Source organism: Alsobacter sp. (assembly GCF_059501845.1).
Map to the genome: position 1 here is coordinate 230,242 of NZ_JCACDK010000014.1, position 16,033 is coordinate 246,274.

At 68.2% G+C, this 16,033-nt stretch carries 13 protein-coding genes; 5 read left to right on the forward strand and 8 right to left on the reverse strand.

Annotation, left to right across the window (positions count from 1 at the left end; translation table 11 throughout):
- Positions 1-6: 6 nt before the first annotated feature.
- Positions 7-1,665, reverse strand: a complete 1,659-nt coding sequence (locus AC5JCN_RS12055) for an ABC transporter substrate-binding protein (protein WP_495755306.1) — start codon at positions 1,663-1,665, stop codon at positions 7-9.
- Between the two features lie 485 nt (positions 1,666-2,150).
- On the opposite strand from AC5JCN_RS12055, the gene AC5JCN_RS12060 reads away from it, so the two are divergent.
- Positions 2,151-3,071, forward strand: coding sequence for a LysR family transcriptional regulator (locus AC5JCN_RS12060; protein ID WP_495755307.1), 921 nt, complete (start codon positions 2,151-2,153; stop codon positions 3,069-3,071).
- A 5-nt stretch (positions 3,072-3,076) separates the two neighbouring features.
- On the opposite strand, the gene AC5JCN_RS12065 is transcribed toward AC5JCN_RS12060, so the two are convergent.
- Both AC5JCN_RS12065 and AC5JCN_RS12070 read right to left on the reverse strand, forming a co-directional pair.
- Positions 3,077-4,252, reverse strand: coding sequence for an amidase (locus AC5JCN_RS12065; protein ID WP_495755308.1), 1,176 nt, complete (start codon positions 4,250-4,252; stop codon positions 3,077-3,079).
- Positions 4,253-4,262: 10 nt separating this feature from the next.
- On the reverse strand, positions 4,263-5,495 hold the full coding sequence (locus tag AC5JCN_RS12070; RefSeq protein ID WP_495755309.1) for an amidohydrolase family protein: 1,233 nt from the start codon (positions 5,493-5,495) through the stop codon (positions 4,263-4,265).
- 175 nt (positions 5,496-5,670) lie between these two features.
- Between AC5JCN_RS12070 and AC5JCN_RS12075 the strand changes: the two genes are divergently transcribed.
- Positions 5,671-6,813: a Gfo/Idh/MocA family protein gene (locus AC5JCN_RS12075; RefSeq protein WP_495755310.1), complete on the forward strand. Its 1,143-nt coding sequence runs from the start codon at positions 5,671-5,673 to the stop codon at positions 6,811-6,813.
- A 12-nt stretch (positions 6,814-6,825) separates the two neighbouring features.
- On the opposite strand, the gene AC5JCN_RS12080 is transcribed toward AC5JCN_RS12075, so the two are convergent.
- Positions 6,826-6,957, reverse strand: a complete 132-nt coding sequence (locus AC5JCN_RS12080) for a hypothetical protein (protein ID WP_495755311.1) — start codon at positions 6,955-6,957, stop codon at positions 6,826-6,828.
- Between the two features lie 385 nt (positions 6,958-7,342).
- Here AC5JCN_RS12080 and AC5JCN_RS12085 point away from each other — a divergent pair, with 385 nt between their 5' ends.
- From AC5JCN_RS12085 to AC5JCN_RS12095, 3 genes are all read left to right on the forward strand, one after another.
- Positions 7,343-7,822 (forward strand): Hcp family type VI secretion system effector, encoded by a 480-nt coding sequence (locus AC5JCN_RS12085; RefSeq protein ID WP_495755312.1) that lies wholly within the window; start codon positions 7,343-7,345, stop codon positions 7,820-7,822.
- Between the two features lie 85 nt (positions 7,823-7,907).
- Positions 7,908-9,404: a M48 family metalloprotease gene (locus AC5JCN_RS12090; RefSeq protein WP_495755313.1), complete on the forward strand. Its 1,497-nt coding sequence runs from the start codon at positions 7,908-7,910 to the stop codon at positions 9,402-9,404.
- 13 nt (positions 9,405-9,417) lie between these two features.
- Complete coding sequence (locus AC5JCN_RS12095; RefSeq protein ID WP_495755314.1) at positions 9,418-9,960, forward strand: LemA family protein; 543 nt, start codon at positions 9,418-9,420, stop codon at positions 9,958-9,960.
- A 9-nt stretch (positions 9,961-9,969) separates the two neighbouring features.
- Here the strand turns inward: AC5JCN_RS12095 and AC5JCN_RS12100 are convergent, their stop codons facing one another.
- The 4 genes from AC5JCN_RS12100 to tssH form a co-directional block, all read right to left on the reverse strand.
- Positions 9,970-11,514 (reverse strand): SUMF1/EgtB/PvdO family nonheme iron enzyme, encoded by a 1,545-nt coding sequence (locus tag AC5JCN_RS12100; RefSeq protein ID WP_495755315.1) that lies wholly within the window; start codon positions 11,512-11,514, stop codon positions 9,970-9,972.
- A 22-nt stretch (positions 11,515-11,536) separates the two neighbouring features.
- Positions 11,537-11,989: a DUF4399 domain-containing protein gene (locus AC5JCN_RS12105; protein ID WP_495755316.1), complete on the reverse strand. Its 453-nt coding sequence runs from the start codon at positions 11,987-11,989 to the stop codon at positions 11,537-11,539.
- 2 nt (positions 11,990-11,991) lie between these two features.
- Positions 11,992-13,239: a DUF4399 domain-containing protein gene (locus AC5JCN_RS12110; protein ID WP_495755317.1), complete on the reverse strand. Its 1,248-nt coding sequence runs from the start codon at positions 13,237-13,239 to the stop codon at positions 11,992-11,994.
- A gap of 143 nt (positions 13,240-13,382) precedes the next feature.
- Positions 13,383-16,028: a type VI secretion system ATPase TssH gene (tssH, locus tag AC5JCN_RS12115; protein WP_495755318.1), complete on the reverse strand. Its 2,646-nt coding sequence runs from the start codon at positions 16,026-16,028 to the stop codon at positions 13,383-13,385.
- Between the last annotated feature and the right edge of the window lie 5 nt (positions 16,029-16,033).

Sequence of the window (16,033 nt, forward strand, 5' to 3'; positions counted from 1 at the left end):
GCGGGATCAGGCCCGGCTGAAGTTCTGGAAGCGGATGTTGTTGGATGTGTAGTACGTCCAGCCCTTCAGATCCGCCTTACGGGCCATCGTGTAGTTGGGATAGGCGACGAAGGTCCACGGTGCCTCGCTCATGATGATCGCCTGAGCCTTCTTGGCCGCCTCGAGGCGCACCTTCTCGTCGGCGGTACCGGCCATCTCGGCAATCAGCTTGTCGACTTCGGCATTCTCGTAGTTCGAGTAGTTCACGTAGGACTTGCTGTCGAAGTAGAGCGTGAGCGAGTAGCCGGGATCCGGGCACCACGGGCTGTCCACATAGAAGATCATCGGCTGCTTGCGTTCGGTGACCGCGTTGTAGAACGAGCCTGCCGGAACCTTCTTGAGCTCCAGCTCAACGCCGATCTTGCGAAGGGCGGACTGGTAGATGATGGCGATCGGCTCCTGGATGGGATCGCCGGCATTGTAGGCCAATGTCGTCTTGAACCCGGTCACACCCGCCTTTGCCAGCAGCTCCTTGGCCTTGTCGAGATTGTAGGTGTAGTCGGCGAGGCCCCCCGCGAAGCCCGGGTAGATGTTGGGCATGCAGCCGTCGAGTGGGCTCGCGAGCCCCTGGAACACTGCCTTGAGGACTTCCTGCTGCGGGAAGGCGAAGTTGAGGGCGCGGCGGACGTCGACCATGTCGAGCGGCGCCATCTTGGCGTTCAGCTCGATCCAGACCATGAAGGAGGCCGGCACGGTTTCCACTGCCACGTTGGGCACGGTCTTCAGGCTGATGACCTCCAGCGGCTGGAGGTACTGGGCGATGTCGACCGCCCCGCCGCGCAGCAGCTGAACGCGGGCGGCGGAGGTGGGCACCTCCTTGAAGATTACCGTGTCGATGGCAGGCTTGCCGCCGTAGTAGTCCGGCCGCGCCTTGAAGACCGCCTGCTGTCCGCGCACCAGCTGCTGCAACTGGTAAGGGCCGAAGCCGGCGCTGTTGTTCTCCAGGAACTTGCGCGCCCACGGGTCGTCCGCGCCGCCCGCCTCCTTGCACTTCTTGCTGTCGTAGACGGGCGTGTACAGATTGGCGTGGATCTTGAGCAGAAGCGGGTTGGGCTCCTTCACGTTGAAGGAGACGACGTACTTGCTCTCGACCTTGATGTCGTCGGGGCCGGACAGGCCGATGACCTTGGTGTAGAAGGCGCCGAGCGCTCCGAGCGCGAAGGCTCGGGACCACGTCCACTTGACGTCCTCGGCCGTGAGCTCGTTGCCCCAGTTGCTCTTGACGCCCTCGCGCAGCTTGAAGCGCGCCCACTTGCCGGCGGGGTCGAGTTCGAAGCTCTCGGCGAGCTTGCCGTACATGTTGACGCCACCGACCTTGTCGGCGTGGAAGGCGATGTCCTCGCGCCTGGCGTCGGGCACGCCGGCATCCGGGATCAGCGTGAAGCCGAGCAGGCCGTCATACATGGCGGCGATCGCCTCGAACGTCCCGAGGCTGACGTCGAAGTTGCAGTCCAGGCTCTGCGGCGTCGCAGGTGCGGCGATCACCATCGTGCTCACCGCCTGCGCATGAGCCTGCGGAATGGCGAGGATGCGCGGCATGGCCGCGATGCCGGCCAGGGCCGCCGTGGTCTCGAAAAAGCGGCGCCGGCTGATCTCGAACGCGGACTTGTCGTTAGTATCGCTCACGATCCCCTCCCCTCAGGCCGCCGCCATCCGGCGGCTTCCCACTGTGGTGCGGGAGCGAGAAAGCCGACCAACAAGAAATCCCTATCCGATGTATAGTCTCCACCTATGGCGAACGTCGAACACGATGGGTCGGAGCTGGAACGGGGGCCTGAAGGGCCATTTGCGGCTGCGTGGTTCCGGAAATGCCTGATCCAAGGTCAATCCGCTGCCGCATTGACCGCCCCGGCGCTCAGCTTACGCTCAGGAACCTGGTCCTGCCATGGCTGTCATAGCAGCAATCGGGCCGGGCTATACGGTCCCGGATCATCTCATCCTGTCCAGCCTTGGTCGGGCCGTGGGCCCGGTGCCCTGCCCATGCGTGAGGCAGGCGCGCGCGACACTCTGCAAAGGGTTGGCCACCCCATAGGTCAATGCTATGGGCGACGCCTCCAATACGGGCAGTCCATGCGTCGCGCGGGTTACAGCAGGGATCCGCGAGGCGGCACATGGACCTGAGACAGCTGCGCTACTTCGTCCAGATCGTGGAAAGCGGCAGCCTGTCGCGGGCCGCCGAGATCCTCGGCATCGCTCAACCCTCGCTCAGCGTGCAGGTGAAGGCGCTGGAGGAAGAACTTGGCGTCGACCTGCTCATCCGCCATCCCCGCGGGGTCACGCCCACCGATCTCGGCATCGCCTTCCGCGACCACGCCCAGTTGATCCTGGACAACATGGACCGGGCGCGGGAAGCCGTCCGCTCGCAGGTGTCGAGCCCCGTGGCCACGGTCGCGGTCGGACTGCCCGCCTCGGTGTGCCGGGGCGTGGCGCTCCACATCGTCCGGGAAACCAGCAACCGCTATCCTGGCATCTCGGTGCACCTCGTGGAGGCCATGTCCGGCACTCTCGAGGAGTGGATCCAGGCCGGCCGGCTGGACGTCGCCATCCTCTTCGACCATCGCGCCTACGAGCACATTTCCGCCGTGGAGATCATGACAGAGGACCTCGTCCTGCATGTTCATGCCCGGTCCGGACTCGCCGGCATGAACGCGATCCCGTTCAGCAGGCTGGCCGGTGTCCCGCTCGTCCTGCCCTCGCCCGGGCACGTGGTGAGGGGCCTGGTGACCAAGCAGGCCGGCCTCGCCGGGTGCGAACTGTCCGTGATGAACTGCGACTCGCTTCCCGCCACGCGGCAGCTGGTGCGCGCCGGTTACGCGACGGTCGCGCCGCATTTCGCCTTCGCCGAGGAGATCGAGCGCGGCGAATTGGCCGCCGTGCCCATCGTCGATCCCACCCCGTCGTGGCGGATCTCGATCGGGGTGTCCCGCCGTACCGTCCACCCGCGGGCGGCCCACATCCTCGCGGGGGTGCTGGAGGAGGTTTGCAGGGATCTCGTGCGTACGGGGATCTGGCAGGCGAGGCTCGTCGACTGAACCAATCACCCCGCCACAGCCTGCGCCAATGCGAGCAGGTCTTCGTCCGTCCCCGGTCCGCCAACGACGGAAAGCCCGACGGGAAGGCCGTCGACAGACGCGAGCGGCAGGCTGACCTGCGGCAGGCCGGCGTGACCGGCGAGGCAAAGCAGCGCCAACGCCCGCGCCCTAAAGGCTTCGAGTTCCGCCGGTGGTGAGCCGCGCAGGGGCGCCGGCCCCGGCGACGACGGAAGGAGCAGGACCGTTCCGGCCGGCAGCATCGAACGCAGCCGCCCGGCAATGCCGACGCGCAGCCGCTGCGCGGCGGCGAGCGCTGCCGGGTCGGTCGCAGCGGCCGCGGCGAAGCGCTCGCGGATGCCGGGGCCGAAATCCGGCTGCACGGCGGTTACCCACGCGCCATGGGTCGCCCAGACCTCTGCGGTCTGGATCGTCCGGAACGCGTCGCGCCAGGCCGCCATGTCCTCGCCTGCAACGCTGACCTCCTCGGCTGGTCCCGCGATGCTCTCAAGTCGGCGCAGAGCGTGCATCAGGGCGTCGGCCGTGCCGGGATCGGCGATCGCGAAGAGATCGATCGCGACGAGCAACCGCGACGGCACCGCGCCTTCACGCTGCGACGACAGCAGAACGCGGCCGACCTCCGCGAGCATATCCGCCGAGCGGGCAAACCAGCCGGCGCTGTCATAGCTCGGCGCAAGCGCGACGGCGCCCTCCATCGGGATACGCCCGTGCGTCGGCCGCATGCCATAGAGGCCGCAGAAGCTGGCGGGCAGCCGGACAGATCCTCCCGTGTCCGAGCCCAGCGAGAAGTCGACGAGACCGGCCGCTGCCGCCGCCGCGGACCCGCTCGATGAGCCACCCGGGATACGCCCCGGCGCGGAGGCGTTGAGCGGCGTGCCGTAGCGGGCATTCTCGCCCATCAGGCTCCAGGCGAGTTCGTCCATCTGCGTCTTGCCCACGCAGGTCGCACCGGCATCCAGCAGCCGCTGGACAGCGGGAGCGGTTCGCGTCGGGACGGGATGGGTGGCCAGCCATTCCGGCGAGCCGTTGCCCGTGAGGATGCCGGCGAGGTCGTAGAGGTCCTTCACGCCGAAGGTGAGACCCGCGAGTGGGCCGTTGGCGGCCCCGCGGACCTCGGCGAGGCCGTGGGCGCAGAACGCACCGGCCGTGTCGACGACGCTCATCGCTTGGTCCTCACTGCGGGCGGTGCAACTCGGGCAGTGCCCGCGTGAAGGTGCGCACACCCCGCTTGATCCCGAGCACAGGCGGCGCGAGCTCGGCGATGGCCGTGCTCGGCGCAGGCGCGTCGAGCAGGACGAGGTCGGCGCTCATGCCTTCGGCGATCCCGTAGTCGTCGAGGTTGAGCAGCTTTGCCGATTGCGAGGTCACCATGTCGAGGCAGGATGCAAGACCGCTTTCGCTCCCGACCTGGGCGATGTTGGCATAGAGGTTCGCCATCCGCACCAGTGAGCAATCACCGAAGGGGGTGAAGGGGTTCAGCACGTTGTTGGTCGAGATCGAGCAGGTCACGCCCTTTTCGAGCAGCTTGTGGGCCTGCGTCACGCCGCGGGGGATGTCATGGTCGCGGTCTCGGCCGGTGAGGTAGAGGTCGGTGGCCGGCAGAACGGTGACGGCCACGCCGGAGGCCGCGAGCATGGCGGCGATGGCGTCGAGCCTCGCGGGCGGCACCGACGAGAACTTCGTGACGTGGCCCACGGCCACCCTGCCGCCCCAGCCATAGTGGTCGGTCAGGCGGCACACTTCCTCCACGTCGAGATGCGAGGGATCGAGCCCGAAATCGAGATGGAAGTCGATGTCCACGTCGAAGTCCCTGGCCATGGCGAAGATGCGCGCGATCTGGCCGTGCGAGTCCTTGTCCATGTAGGGCGCGCCGCCGACCACGTCCGCGCCCTCGGTGAGCGCCTGCCGCATGACGTCCTCGCAGCCGGGGTCGTCCAGCAACCCCTCCTGCGGAAAGACGCAGAGCTGGATGTCGATCGCCCAAGAATAGGACTGCTTGAGCCGCCTCAGTGCATGGAAGCTGGTGAGCCCGACCCGTGGATCGACCTCGACATGCGTGCGCATGCGCATGGTGCCGTTGACGAGCGCTTTTTCCAGCGTGCGGGACGCGCGGACATAGACGTCCTCGTCGGTGAAGGCGCGCTTGGCGTCTGCGACCAACCCTATCGCCTCCTGCAGGGAGCCCGTTTCGCAGCGGCAGCGGCCGATCAGGCAGGACTTGTCGAGGTGAATGTGGGTCTCGACGAAGCCGGGCACCGCGAGGCGCCCTCCCGCGTCGACGGTGGGCGCATCCGCCACGAAGCGCGTCCCGACGAACGCGATCCGCCCCGCTGCAATGGCGATGTCGACCGGCTCGGCCCCGTGGCTTGCAAGGCGCGCATCGCGAACGATCAGATCGAAGCCCATGTCCCGTCCCCCCAGGCTTCCGGCCGTCCGGCGCCGCGATACCCGCTCGCAAGCCACGTGCCATCGCGCCGTGAGAAGGCGCTCGCGCCGACGCCGCAAGCCGCGCATGATCATGGACGCGGCCGGCAGGCCTGACTGGACCGCGCCAAAGACGACAGGCATCGGAGGATACGCCATGTCCGGCTCCGCTGGCGACAGCGCTGCGCGCGAACACCCTGTCCGCATCGGCCTCGTGGGGGCGGGTGCGATCATGCGGCTGAGCCACGCGCCCACCATCGCGGCTACGCCCGAGGCGGTGCTGGCCGGCGTATTCGACCCGGATGCCGGCAGGTCGGACGCACTCGCGCGTGAATTTGGCGGCTGGGCCTATCGCGAGCTCGACGCCATGCTCGAGGCCCGTGACATCGACGCGGTGATCGTGGCGACGCCGAACGCCCACCATGCCGAGCCCGTGATCGAAGCGGCCCGCCGGGGCAAGCACGTTTTCTGCGAGAAGCCACTGGCCATCGACATCGCCTCGGCACGGAGGATGGTGGACGCCTGTGCCGAGGCCGGCGTGGTGCTCCAGGTGGGCTTCAACCAGCGCTTCTGGACGCAGGTCCAGATTGCCAAGGCGCTGCTGGACAGCGGCCTGATCGGCAAGGTCCACCAGATGCGGTCGGTCTACTCCGAGAAGTCCACGGCCTACCCCGCCGCAACGCGCTACCGCTACGACCTCGCCTTGTCCGGCGGGGCGACGATCATCGACCTCACGATCCACCGGATCGACCTCGCCCGGCATCTCGTGGGCGACGTTTCGGCCGTGATGGCGGAGCTCGCCAACAGCGCGATGGCCGAGAAGGTCGACGACAATGTCTGGCTGATGACGCGCTTCGCAGGCGGCGCGCGCGGGTGCCTGACCAGCAACCGCTACTCGCCCAACATCGGCGACGGCACGGATCTCTGGGGCACCGAGGGCACGATCCACATCGCCAGCGAGACGCTGAACCCGTTCCACGCCGCCCCGCTCGCCGTCTACACCGAGAAGGGCGCCGCGGATCTTCCGGACGTGCTGCGGGAAGCGCACTACCCGGATGCCTGGTGGAAGACCTTCGACGGGGGCTGGATCACCGTGAAGCCGCCGCGCCGGAGCCCATACCTGGCGCAGATGAAGGCGTTCTGCGACAGCATCCGCCACGGCGCGCCCGTGGCCGTCACCGGGATGGACGGCCTGCGCGCGCAGGAGGTCGTGCAGGCGGCCTACCTGTCGCAGGAGAGCGGCAGCTGGGTCGGGCTGCCTCTCCCCGAGGACGCGCCCTTCGTGCTTCCACGATACTAGGAGAAGGCTGGCTCAGCGGCGGCGTCCGGCAGCCACCTGCACGGGAGGCCGCTCGGGCCGGTCGACAGGAAACTGGCGCAGCACGGCACGGTAGTCGCCGAGCCCGACCGATGCGTTGCCGCCCTCGCGCAGCATGCGCATCATCTCGGCGCATCCGCCCGGATCGGCAGGCACCCTACCATTGCGAAGCAGAGACATAGCCGACTCCCCCTTTCGGCCGCACCGCCAGAGTATGCACGTTGCGCACACGGCGATGTGACAAATCGCACCTGCCCCCCTTGCACAGGCCAAGATGCCTGTTGGCACATGGAAGGCGACGGACCGCCAGACTGACAGGCGGGACCCGGCACGTCTGTGAAGTGCGCCACACTGTTTCCCCCTTTTCGATTGGAGGGCGAAGCGTGGACGTGGGAAGAAACTCCAGCTTATCTGGCTCCCATCGGACGCCACGGGGCGCCGGATCTCAAGTAGAGCTTCCCGCACTTACAAGGTTCCGGAAGCCTTCGACCTCGGACGATGGAGCACTACAATGGCAGTGGACATGTTTCTGGTCCTCGACGGGCTCGAGGGCGAATCGCAGGACAAGGCCTATTCAGGCAAGGTCGACGTTCTGTCCTGGTCATGGGGCCTGACCCAGACCGGCAACACCCATGTCGGCGGCGGCTCGGGTGCCGGCAAGGTGAATGTCGACGACATCACCATCACCAAGTACATCGACAATGCCTCGCCGACGATGATGACCTGGTGCTGCAACGGCAAGCACATCCCCAAGGGCAAGATCATCTGCCGCAAGGCCGGCGAGCACCCGCTCGAGTACATCACCATCGAGCTTGAGAACATCATCATCGCGCATATCGGCACGGGCGGCTCGCATGGCGAGGAACGTCTGACCGAGCACGTGCGGCTCAACTTCGGCAAGTTCAAGTACGTCTACAAGAAGCAGGACGAGAAGGGTGGCGGCAAGCCCAAGGAAGCCACCTGGAACATCATGACCAACACGCCGAACTGATCGTGTACGGTCCGACCGGCGCGCCGGCGCCGTCTCCTCCGGGAGCACCGCGCCGGCGCACCCATACGTTCCGCCGGGACCGCCCATGAGCGCAGTGACGCTGGAACGCACCTCCTTCCAGGAAGAACAGGCGCGCCGCCGCCGCGGCACGTGGCGGATCAGCCTGGCGTGCCTCGCCATAGCCTCGGCGCTCGGCATCGTCATGAGCACGGTGCTGACCCCGCTGATCCTCATCGCCGCTGGTGGCCTGCTGCGGCTGCTTGGCCTGGTGCCAGGATTGGGTTCGCCCGCCGGTTCGCTCCGTCATGCTCTCGGAGGCTGGCTGACGGGCCAGCTCGCCCGTTTCGAGCGCTTTCTCGACGCTATCGACAAGCTCAACGGCCTCACCGACGTCGGATCGCTCGGGCCCTCCGCCCTTGGAATGGCGGGCCTCATGCTGCCGGGCATCGCTGCAGCCGGCCTGGTCTGGCTGCTGTTCGTCTGGGCCATCCGACGGACAGGGCTTCGCGACCTCGTGGCGAGCCTGAACGCCCGGCCGCCGCGCGGCAACGACATCGAGGAGCGGCAGCTCGCCAATCTTGTCGACGAAATGGCGCTTGCCGCCGGCCTGCCATCGCCGGGGCTCCTCGTGGTCGACAGCGAAGCGGTGAACGCCGCCGCCGTCGGCAGCACCCCCGAGGACGCGTCCGTCATCGTCACCCGCGGGATGCTCGACAGGCTTGGCCGCGAGGAGACCGGGGCTGCCGTCGCGCACTGCGTCGCCTCCATCGGCCATGGTGACCTCAAGGTCAGCGCGTCCGTCCTCGCCGTCCTGCAGACGCTCGGCCTGCTGCTCTCCATCCTCGACCTGCCGTTCCGGGGGACGGCCTGGCGCGGTCTCTACCGGTTCGCTCCGCTCGCCGTCGGCCTCTCCTCCGACCCGCAAAGGCTGCTCGCGGCGGAAAGAGACTTCGAGACGGCGATGAACTCCAAATCTTCCGAGGAGATCGGCAGGTTCATGCCGGAGGAAGGCAAGTCCCGGCTGAAATTCCTGATCACGCTGCCGCTGCTGCCGCTGATCCTTCTGACCCTCTTCATGAAGATGATCGTCGTGCTCTGGGTGCCGCTGTTTCTCGGGCCGCCGCTGACGATGCTGTTTCGCAACCGGCGCTACCTCGCCGATGCCGGGGCGGTGCAGCTCACGCGCGACCCCGACGCGGTCGTGGCCGCCCTCACCGCGATCGCTTCATCGTCGCTGCCGGAAGGGGGCGAGTCCCGCGACTTCCTGTTCGTCCACGCACAGGGTGGCGGCAAGCGGGGCGGCATGGCAGACAGGCAGACGCTGCCCGCCGCGCTCACGCCCTCGCTCGAGGCGCGGTGTGTCCGGCTCGCGGCCATGGGAGCCCGGGTCCAGGTGACGCCGCACCGGGCGCTCCGTGCGCTCCTGGCGAACCGGCGCGCGGCCGTGCTGGTCGCCCTCCTCTGCATTCCCCTCGTTCCCCTCGTGGGAATGCTGGTCTTCATGACCCTTCTGATCACGGCCGGGTTCATGCTTTTCTCGCTTGCCGGCGGGCTCGCGCTGGCCTCCTTCGTCGTCGGATGATTTCGGAGACTCCATGACCTGGCTGCTGATCGCCGCGGGCCTCTACGCGGTATGGCTCTACAATCGCATCGTCGCGCGACGGAACCGGACAGACGCCGCCTGGGCGCAGATCGATACCCAGCTGAAGCGCAGGGCGGACCTCGTGCCGCAACTGGTGGGCGCCGTGAAAGGCGCCATGGCGCATGAATCGTCGACGCTGGAAGCCGTCGTACGGGCGCGGTCGGAGTGCCTGGCGACGGCGACGGCGGACGCGCCGGCCCGGTTCGCCGCCGAGCAGCGGCTGAGCGCGGCGCTGGCTCCGCTGTCGGTCATCGTCGAGGCGAATCCGGACCTGAAGACCTCCGCCAACGTGCTCGGCCTGCAGGAGGAACTCTCCTCGACCGAGAACCGGATCGCCATGGCGCGCCAGCACTTCAACGATTGCGTCGCCGAGTACAACACGGCGATCGGCACCGCTCCCGGCGTGTTCCTGGCGAAAGCCTTCAGCTTCCAGCCGCGACAGCCCTACGCGGCGGAGGATCAGTCCAAAGCGGTCCCCCGCGTCAGCCTCGGTTGACGGCCGGGCTCATGGGTCGCGCGCCACGCGCAATCCGTTGGTGAAGTAGCGCACGTCGGAGTCGTATTTGAAGCGGGCGCCCGAACGCAGGTAGCGCGGATCATTGTTGAAGGACCCGCCGCGCAGAACGCGCTCGCGGCAATCCGCTTTGGTCCAGGCCGAGCCGTCGGCGGGCGCACCCTTGTAGGTTTCGCTCCAGCAATCCTCCACCCACTCCGCCGCATTGCCGGGCATGTCCAGCAAGCCCCACGCATTGGCGGGGAACTGGCCGGAGGCGACGGCGTGCTTCACGGGCTGGCTGGAGCAGCCGAGGCAGTTGGCGCGATCCTTGTCGGGGGCGGCGCCCCATGGATAGGTCGTGGTCGTGCCCGCCCGGCCGGCATACTCCCACTCGGCCTCGGTGGGCAGGCGATAGGACTTCCCAGTGGTCCGCGAAAGCCATGCCACGTACTCCTTGGCATCCGCCCAGGAGATATCGGTGACGGGCCTGTCGCCGCGCCCGAGGCCGCGGTCCGACGGCCGGGCCTGGCATCCGCCGCCGTCCACGCAGGCGTCCCACTCGGCGAAGGTGACCTCCTTCCTGCCGAGCATGAAGGGCCGCGAGATCGTCACGCCGTGGACGGGCTTCTCGAAGTCGAACTGGTCGCCGCCCATCTGGAACGAGCCGGGCCGGACCGCCACGAGCTCGGGGCAGGTCTCGCAGTCCTTCGTGGCGCCTTCGGCAGCTGGAAGAAGAGATGCATCGCGGCTGGTATCGGCCTGCGCCACCGGGGCGGAAGCCGCGGGGGGTGGAGGCGGGGCGGCTGCTCCCGGCGGCCCGGAGACCGGCGGACCTTCCGGCTCCTGCCGCACGATGAAGGCGGGGACGCCACCCGGCGGCGTCGCGGCGGCACGCACCTGAACCGCCACCTTGTTGGCCGACAGCCCCGGCGCGGCCATCGCCCGGGTGAGCTCCGCCGCGAGCCGGCTGCCGCCGGACCCGGGCAACGCCGGCGCCACACCGACGGGGGCGGCGTAGAGCATGGCCGTCGCTGGGGGCACGCGCACAACAGCAAGGCCGCGCGCGGCCGCTCCGCCCGTTCCCAGCGGGAACGAAAAGCCGGTGTCCAGCACGACGAGCGCGGTGGCGGGACGGCCGACGATGAGCCGGTCCAGCAGCGTCTCGAGCCCGAAGCCCTGGGTGCGCAGGTCGTCGGCGGTGGCCGGGTTCGCGTCGACGGGAAGCAGCACGTTGACGCCGTTCGCCTGCACGCCGTGCCCGAGATAGTAGACGACAGCGGTAGCGCCGGGGGTGAGCTTGCGGCCGAAGACGGTGAGCGCCTGCTCCATGCCGCCACGGGTCATGTTCTGGCCGAGCGTCACGTCGTAGCCGGCCGTCGTCAGCGCGAGGCCGAGCTTCTCGGCGTCGCTCGCCGCGGTCGGGATGCCGGCCTTGGCGTAGCTCCCGTTTCCGATGACGAGGGCGACTCGCCTGGACTGCGCCGCCGCGGGCGCGAGTTGCGCCAGTGCCGCCAGCGCACCGAGCGCCAGAGCCAGGACCCAACGCAACCTCATGCAGACCTCCCGGAGATTGCGATCAGCGCACCGTCACCGTGATCTTCTGGGACATCACGGGGGGAACGTGCGGAATGTGGTCCTGGTCGGCGACGACCAACTGCAGGGTGTGGACGCCCGGCGTCAGCGTCACGACCACCTCCGTCTGGCCGTTGCCGAGGTGGATGTGGTTGTAGTCAGAGGGAATCGGCTCGCCCGGCGGTCCGGGCGGCGCGTCGATCAGCAGGTGGTGATGGCCGGTGTTGGCCATCTTCACCCCGGCGGGCGCGACGCCCATCTCCTTCAGCCCGATGCGGACCGTGAAGCGCTGCGGCACGCGGCTGCCGTCCTTGGGGTAATGGAAATAGACAAAGGCGCCCTTGGGAGAGGGTGTGTTGCCCTTCCCCTCCTGGGCCGAGGCGGGACATGCTGCAGCCACCAGGGCTGCCGCGGAAAGCGAAGCGGCGATGAGCGCCGCGCGGACTGTCCGGCGCATCGTCACTTCTTCCTCCTCTTGCCGCCGCCGGGGACGACGATCACCTCGATCTTCTCGGACATGACGGGCGGATCATGCGGCACGTGCTTCTCGTCGGCGAGAATCAGCTGCAGCGTGTGCTTGCCCGGGGGGAGCGTGATGCGCTTTTCCGTCTGGCCGGCGCCGAAATGCAAATGGTTGAGGTCGCTGGGGATCGCCTCGTCGAGCGACGGCGTGTCGGCGTCGACGATCAGGTGGTGATGCCCGGTGTTGGCCTTCACGACGCCGGCCGGGGCGACGCCCATGTTGCGCAGGCCGAAGCGGATGGTGGACGTCGGGTAGATCGTCTCGCCATTGTGGGGGTAGACGAAATAGACGGCGGCATCAGGCGGCGAGGGCTTGCGCTTCAAGGCTTCCTCGCCCGGCGCCGCCTTGCCCTCCGACACCGTGACGCGGATCGGCGCCGACATGACCGGCGGGTCGTGGGGCACGTGCTGGTGGTCCGCCAGCAAGGCCTGAATGGTATGCGGGCCGGGCTTCAGGGTCAGCTGGATCTCCGTCTGCCCCTTGCCGAGATGCACATGGTTGAAGTCGCTCGGCACCTCGTTCTCGAGCGGCGGCACGGGTGCGTCGACCAGAAGATGGTGGTGGCCGGAGTTCAGCTTTTGCGTTCCCGCGGGCGCCACCTCCATGCCTTCAATGCTCAGCTTCACGGTGAAGGTGGGCGGCACGGTCGCGCCATCAGCCGGCTCGGTGATGCCGACCTTGGCGCCCGGCGGCGAGGGCGTGCGCGGCGGGCCCTCCGGTTGCTCGGCCTCGGCCGAGCCCTGGGCGGGATCCACCACCTTCACGGTGATCCGGCCGGACATCACGGGAGGATTGTGCGGCACGTGTGAGGCATCACCCAGCAGGAGCTGCAGCGTGTGCTCCCCCGGCGGCAGCTTGACCTCGGCCTCCGTCTGCCCCTTGCCGAAATGCAGGTGGTTGAAGTCGCTCGGGATGGGCTGGTCGAGCGGCGGCAGTTCGGTGTCGATCAGCAGGTGATGGTGGCCCGCAGCCGGACCCTTCTCGCCCGCTGGCGTGATCGTGACCCCCGACGCGCCGAACCGGATCTTCGCGTCGGGCGGGATGACTGACCCGTCCTGCAGGTCGGGGAAGAAGACGGAAGCGTTGGGCGGCGCCGGCGTGCGCGGATCGGCCCAGGCCAAGGCAGGGAAGGCGAGGATCGCGGCGAGGGCGAGGACCCGGCCCGACATGGCTCTGCTGCGCAAGGATCCCTCCACCGACAGCCTGCCGCGCGCACCGGAGCCGATGCCATGCGGAGTTGAAGAAAGACTCGCTGACACCGACGGTTGCGGCAAGGGCGCCCCGTTCCAAACGGTTTGAAGGCCGAGTCCGCGCTCAGCGCCGGGCATCAGCGCCAAGCATAGGTGAACTCGCTTCCCTCTGCCCCGACCGCAATGCCCGTCAGCTTCTCGCGTGCGACGGAGCGCTGCAGCACGCCGCGGGCAAGCGCCGGGAGCATCGTGTTCGTGACGATGTTGTCGATCATGCGCCCGCCCGAATCCGGGTCGTTGCAGCGTGACACGATGAGGTCGACCACGGCGTCGTCGTAGTCGAACGCCGCCTCGTGATTGTCGGCGAAGCGCTTGCCGATGCGGTTCAGCTGCAGGCGGACAATGCCGGCCAGCATGTCCGGCGAGAGCGGGAAGTAAGGGATGACGACGATGCGCCCGAGCAAGGCCGGCGGAAAGACGCGCAGCAGGTCCGGGCGCAGGGCTGCGGCGAGCTTTTCCGGCTCCGACGCAAACTGCGGATCGGAACCGAGCTCCATGATCGTGTCGGTGCCGACATTGGAGGTGAGCAGGATGAGCGTGTTCCGGAAGTCGATCCTGCGTCCCGTGCCGTCCTCCATCTGCCCCTTGTCGAAGACCTGGAAGAAAATCTCGTGCACGTCGGGGTGGGCCTTCTCCACCTCGTCCAGCAGCACGACGCTGTAGGGCTTGCGCCGCACCGCCTCTGTCAGCCGGCCGCCCTCGCCATAGCCGACATAGCCGGGAGGCGCCCCCTTCAGGGTTGAGACCGTGTGGGCCTCCTGGAACTCCGACATGTTGATCGTGACGACGTTCTGCTCGCCGCCATAGAGCGCCTCCGCGAGCGCCAGCGCGGTCTCCGTCTTGCCCACGCCGGACGGGCCGCAGAGCATGAAGACGCCGATGGGCTTGTTGGGATTGTCGAGCTTGGCGCGGCTCGTCTCGATGCGCCGGGAGATCATGTCGAGGCCGTGCTTCTGGCCAACGACGCGCTTGCCGAGGATGTCGGGAAGCGACAGCACCGCTTCTACCTCGTCCTTGACCATGCGCCCGACGGGGATGCCGGTCCAGTCCGACACGACGGCAGCAACGGTCTGGTCGTCGACATGCGCGTGGATCATCCGCGCTTCCGGATCGATGCCATCGAGCTCGGCGGTCTTTTCCTTCAGCCTCACGCGCTCCGCGTCGGGGTCGGTGCCCTCGGGCATTTCGGCGGCGGCGAGGATCTCGCGAATGCTGCGAACCTCGCCGACCAGGGCCTGTTCGCGCTGCCAGTCTGCTTCCAGCTTCTCCATCGTCGCCGAGAGGCTTTCGAGCTCGGCGTCGATCTTCGCCACGCGCTCGGCCCGGTCCTCGCCGAGATCCAGGTCGAGCACCAGCCGTTCCTTTTCAGCCTGCCGGGCCGAGATCGTGGCGCGCGTGTCCTCGATGGCGGCCGGCGTGGCGCTCTGGCTGATGGCGACGCGCGCGCAGGCTGTGTCGAGCAGGCTCACAGCCTTGTCCGGCAACTGGCGGGCGGGAATGTAGCGGTGCGACAGGTTCACCGCCGCGACGATGGCGCTGTCGGCGATGCGGACCTTGTGGTGCTTCTCCATCGGCCCGACCAGCCCGCGCAGCATGATCGCGGCGCGGGCGATGTCCGGCTCGTCCACCTGAATCGGCTGGAAGCGGCGGGTGAGCGCAGGGTCCTTCTCGATGTATTGCCGGTACTCGGACCACGTGGTCGCGGCGATGGTGCGCAGCGTCCCGCGTGCGAGGGCGGGCTTCAGGAGGTTCGCCGCATCGCCCGTGCCCGCTTGGCCGCCCGCGCCGATCAGCGTGTGCGCCTCGTCGATGAAGAGGATCACCGGCTTGGGGGAGCTCTGCACCTCGTCGATGACGGAGCGAAGGCGCTGCTCGAATTCGCCCTTCATGGAGGCGCCCGCCTGCATCAGGCCGACATCGAGCACGCAGACGCGCACGTCGCGCAGCGGTGGTGGCACCTCCCCCGCGACGATGCGCTGGGCGAAGCCCTCGACGACGGCGGTCTTCCCCACGCCCGCCTCGCCGGTGAGGATAGGGTTGTTCTGCCGCCGGCGCATCAGTACGTCGATGAGCTGGCGGATTTCCTCGTCGCGGCCGAGGATCGGGTCCATATCGCCGGACGCGGCCTTCGCCGTCAGGTCCTGCGAAAAGCGGTCAAGGGCCGTGGTGCCCGACGGGCCTGCTGCCGCTGCACCTGGAGTACCGGCCGCGCTTAGGCCCGAGCCGTCCATCGGCCGCAGGTTTTCCTCCTCCGACCCCGCCCAGGCGGCCCGGTGCTCGGTCGCAAGGGCATCGGCCGGGATCTTGGCGAACTCGGCCGAGGCGTTCGTCAGCGCGCGCCTGAGCTCCATCGACTTCAGGGCGGCGAGCAGAACGTGGCCGCTGCGGATCTGCGTCTCGCCGAAGAACAGCGTCGCGTAGTGCCAGCCCCGGTCGAGCACGTCGACCACGGCGTTGGAAACGCCCGGCATCTCCGTCTCGTTCTTGCGGAAGCCCTCCACCACGCGGCCGAGATCGGCCAGCATCCTGGCACGGTCGAGCTTGAAATGATCGGCGGTGAGGGCGACGTCGGTTGCGTCGCGCTGCAGCAGGTGGACGAGCCAGTGCGCCAGCTCGACATTGCGGTTTCCCGCGGCCTTGGCCTGCCGGAGGGCCTGGATGAAGGCGTCGTAACCGACCCGGTTGAGTTTTCCGGTCACCGTTTCGAGGCTGATGTCGGCCATCGCGG

Coding starts and splice junctions, on each gene's coding strand:
- AC5JCN_RS12060 (WP_495755307.1), top strand. CDS start 2,151: ATGGACCTGAGACAGCTGCGCTACTTCGTCCAGATCGTGGAAAGCGGC.
- AC5JCN_RS12100 (WP_495755315.1), bottom strand. CDS start 11,514: ATGAGGTTGCGTTGGGTCCTGGCTCTGGCGCTCGGTGCGCTGGCGGCA.
- tssH (WP_495755318.1), bottom strand. CDS start 16,028: ATGGCCGACATCAGCCTCGAAACGGTGACCGGAAAACTCAACCGGGTC.
- AC5JCN_RS12075 (WP_495755310.1), top strand. CDS start 5,671: ATGTCCGGCTCCGCTGGCGACAGCGCTGCGCGCGAACACCCTGTCCGC.
- AC5JCN_RS12105 (WP_495755316.1), bottom strand. CDS start 11,989: ATGCGCCGGACAGTCCGCGCGGCGCTCATCGCCGCTTCGCTTTCCGCG.
- AC5JCN_RS12090 (WP_495755313.1), top strand. CDS start 7,908: ATGAGCGCAGTGACGCTGGAACGCACCTCCTTCCAGGAAGAACAGGCG.
- AC5JCN_RS12065 (WP_495755308.1), bottom strand. CDS start 4,252: ATGAGCGTCGTCGACACGGCCGGTGCGTTCTGCGCCCACGGCCTCGCC.
- AC5JCN_RS12085 (WP_495755312.1), top strand. CDS start 7,343: ATGGCAGTGGACATGTTTCTGGTCCTCGACGGGCTCGAGGGCGAATCG.
- AC5JCN_RS12095 (WP_495755314.1), top strand. CDS start 9,418: ATGACCTGGCTGCTGATCGCCGCGGGCCTCTACGCGGTATGGCTCTAC.
- AC5JCN_RS12070 (WP_495755309.1), bottom strand. CDS start 5,495: ATGGGCTTCGATCTGATCGTTCGCGATGCGCGCCTTGCAAGCCACGGG.
- AC5JCN_RS12080 (WP_495755311.1), bottom strand. CDS start 6,957: ATGATGCGCATGCTGCGCGAGGGCGGCAACGCATCGGTCGGGCTCGGC.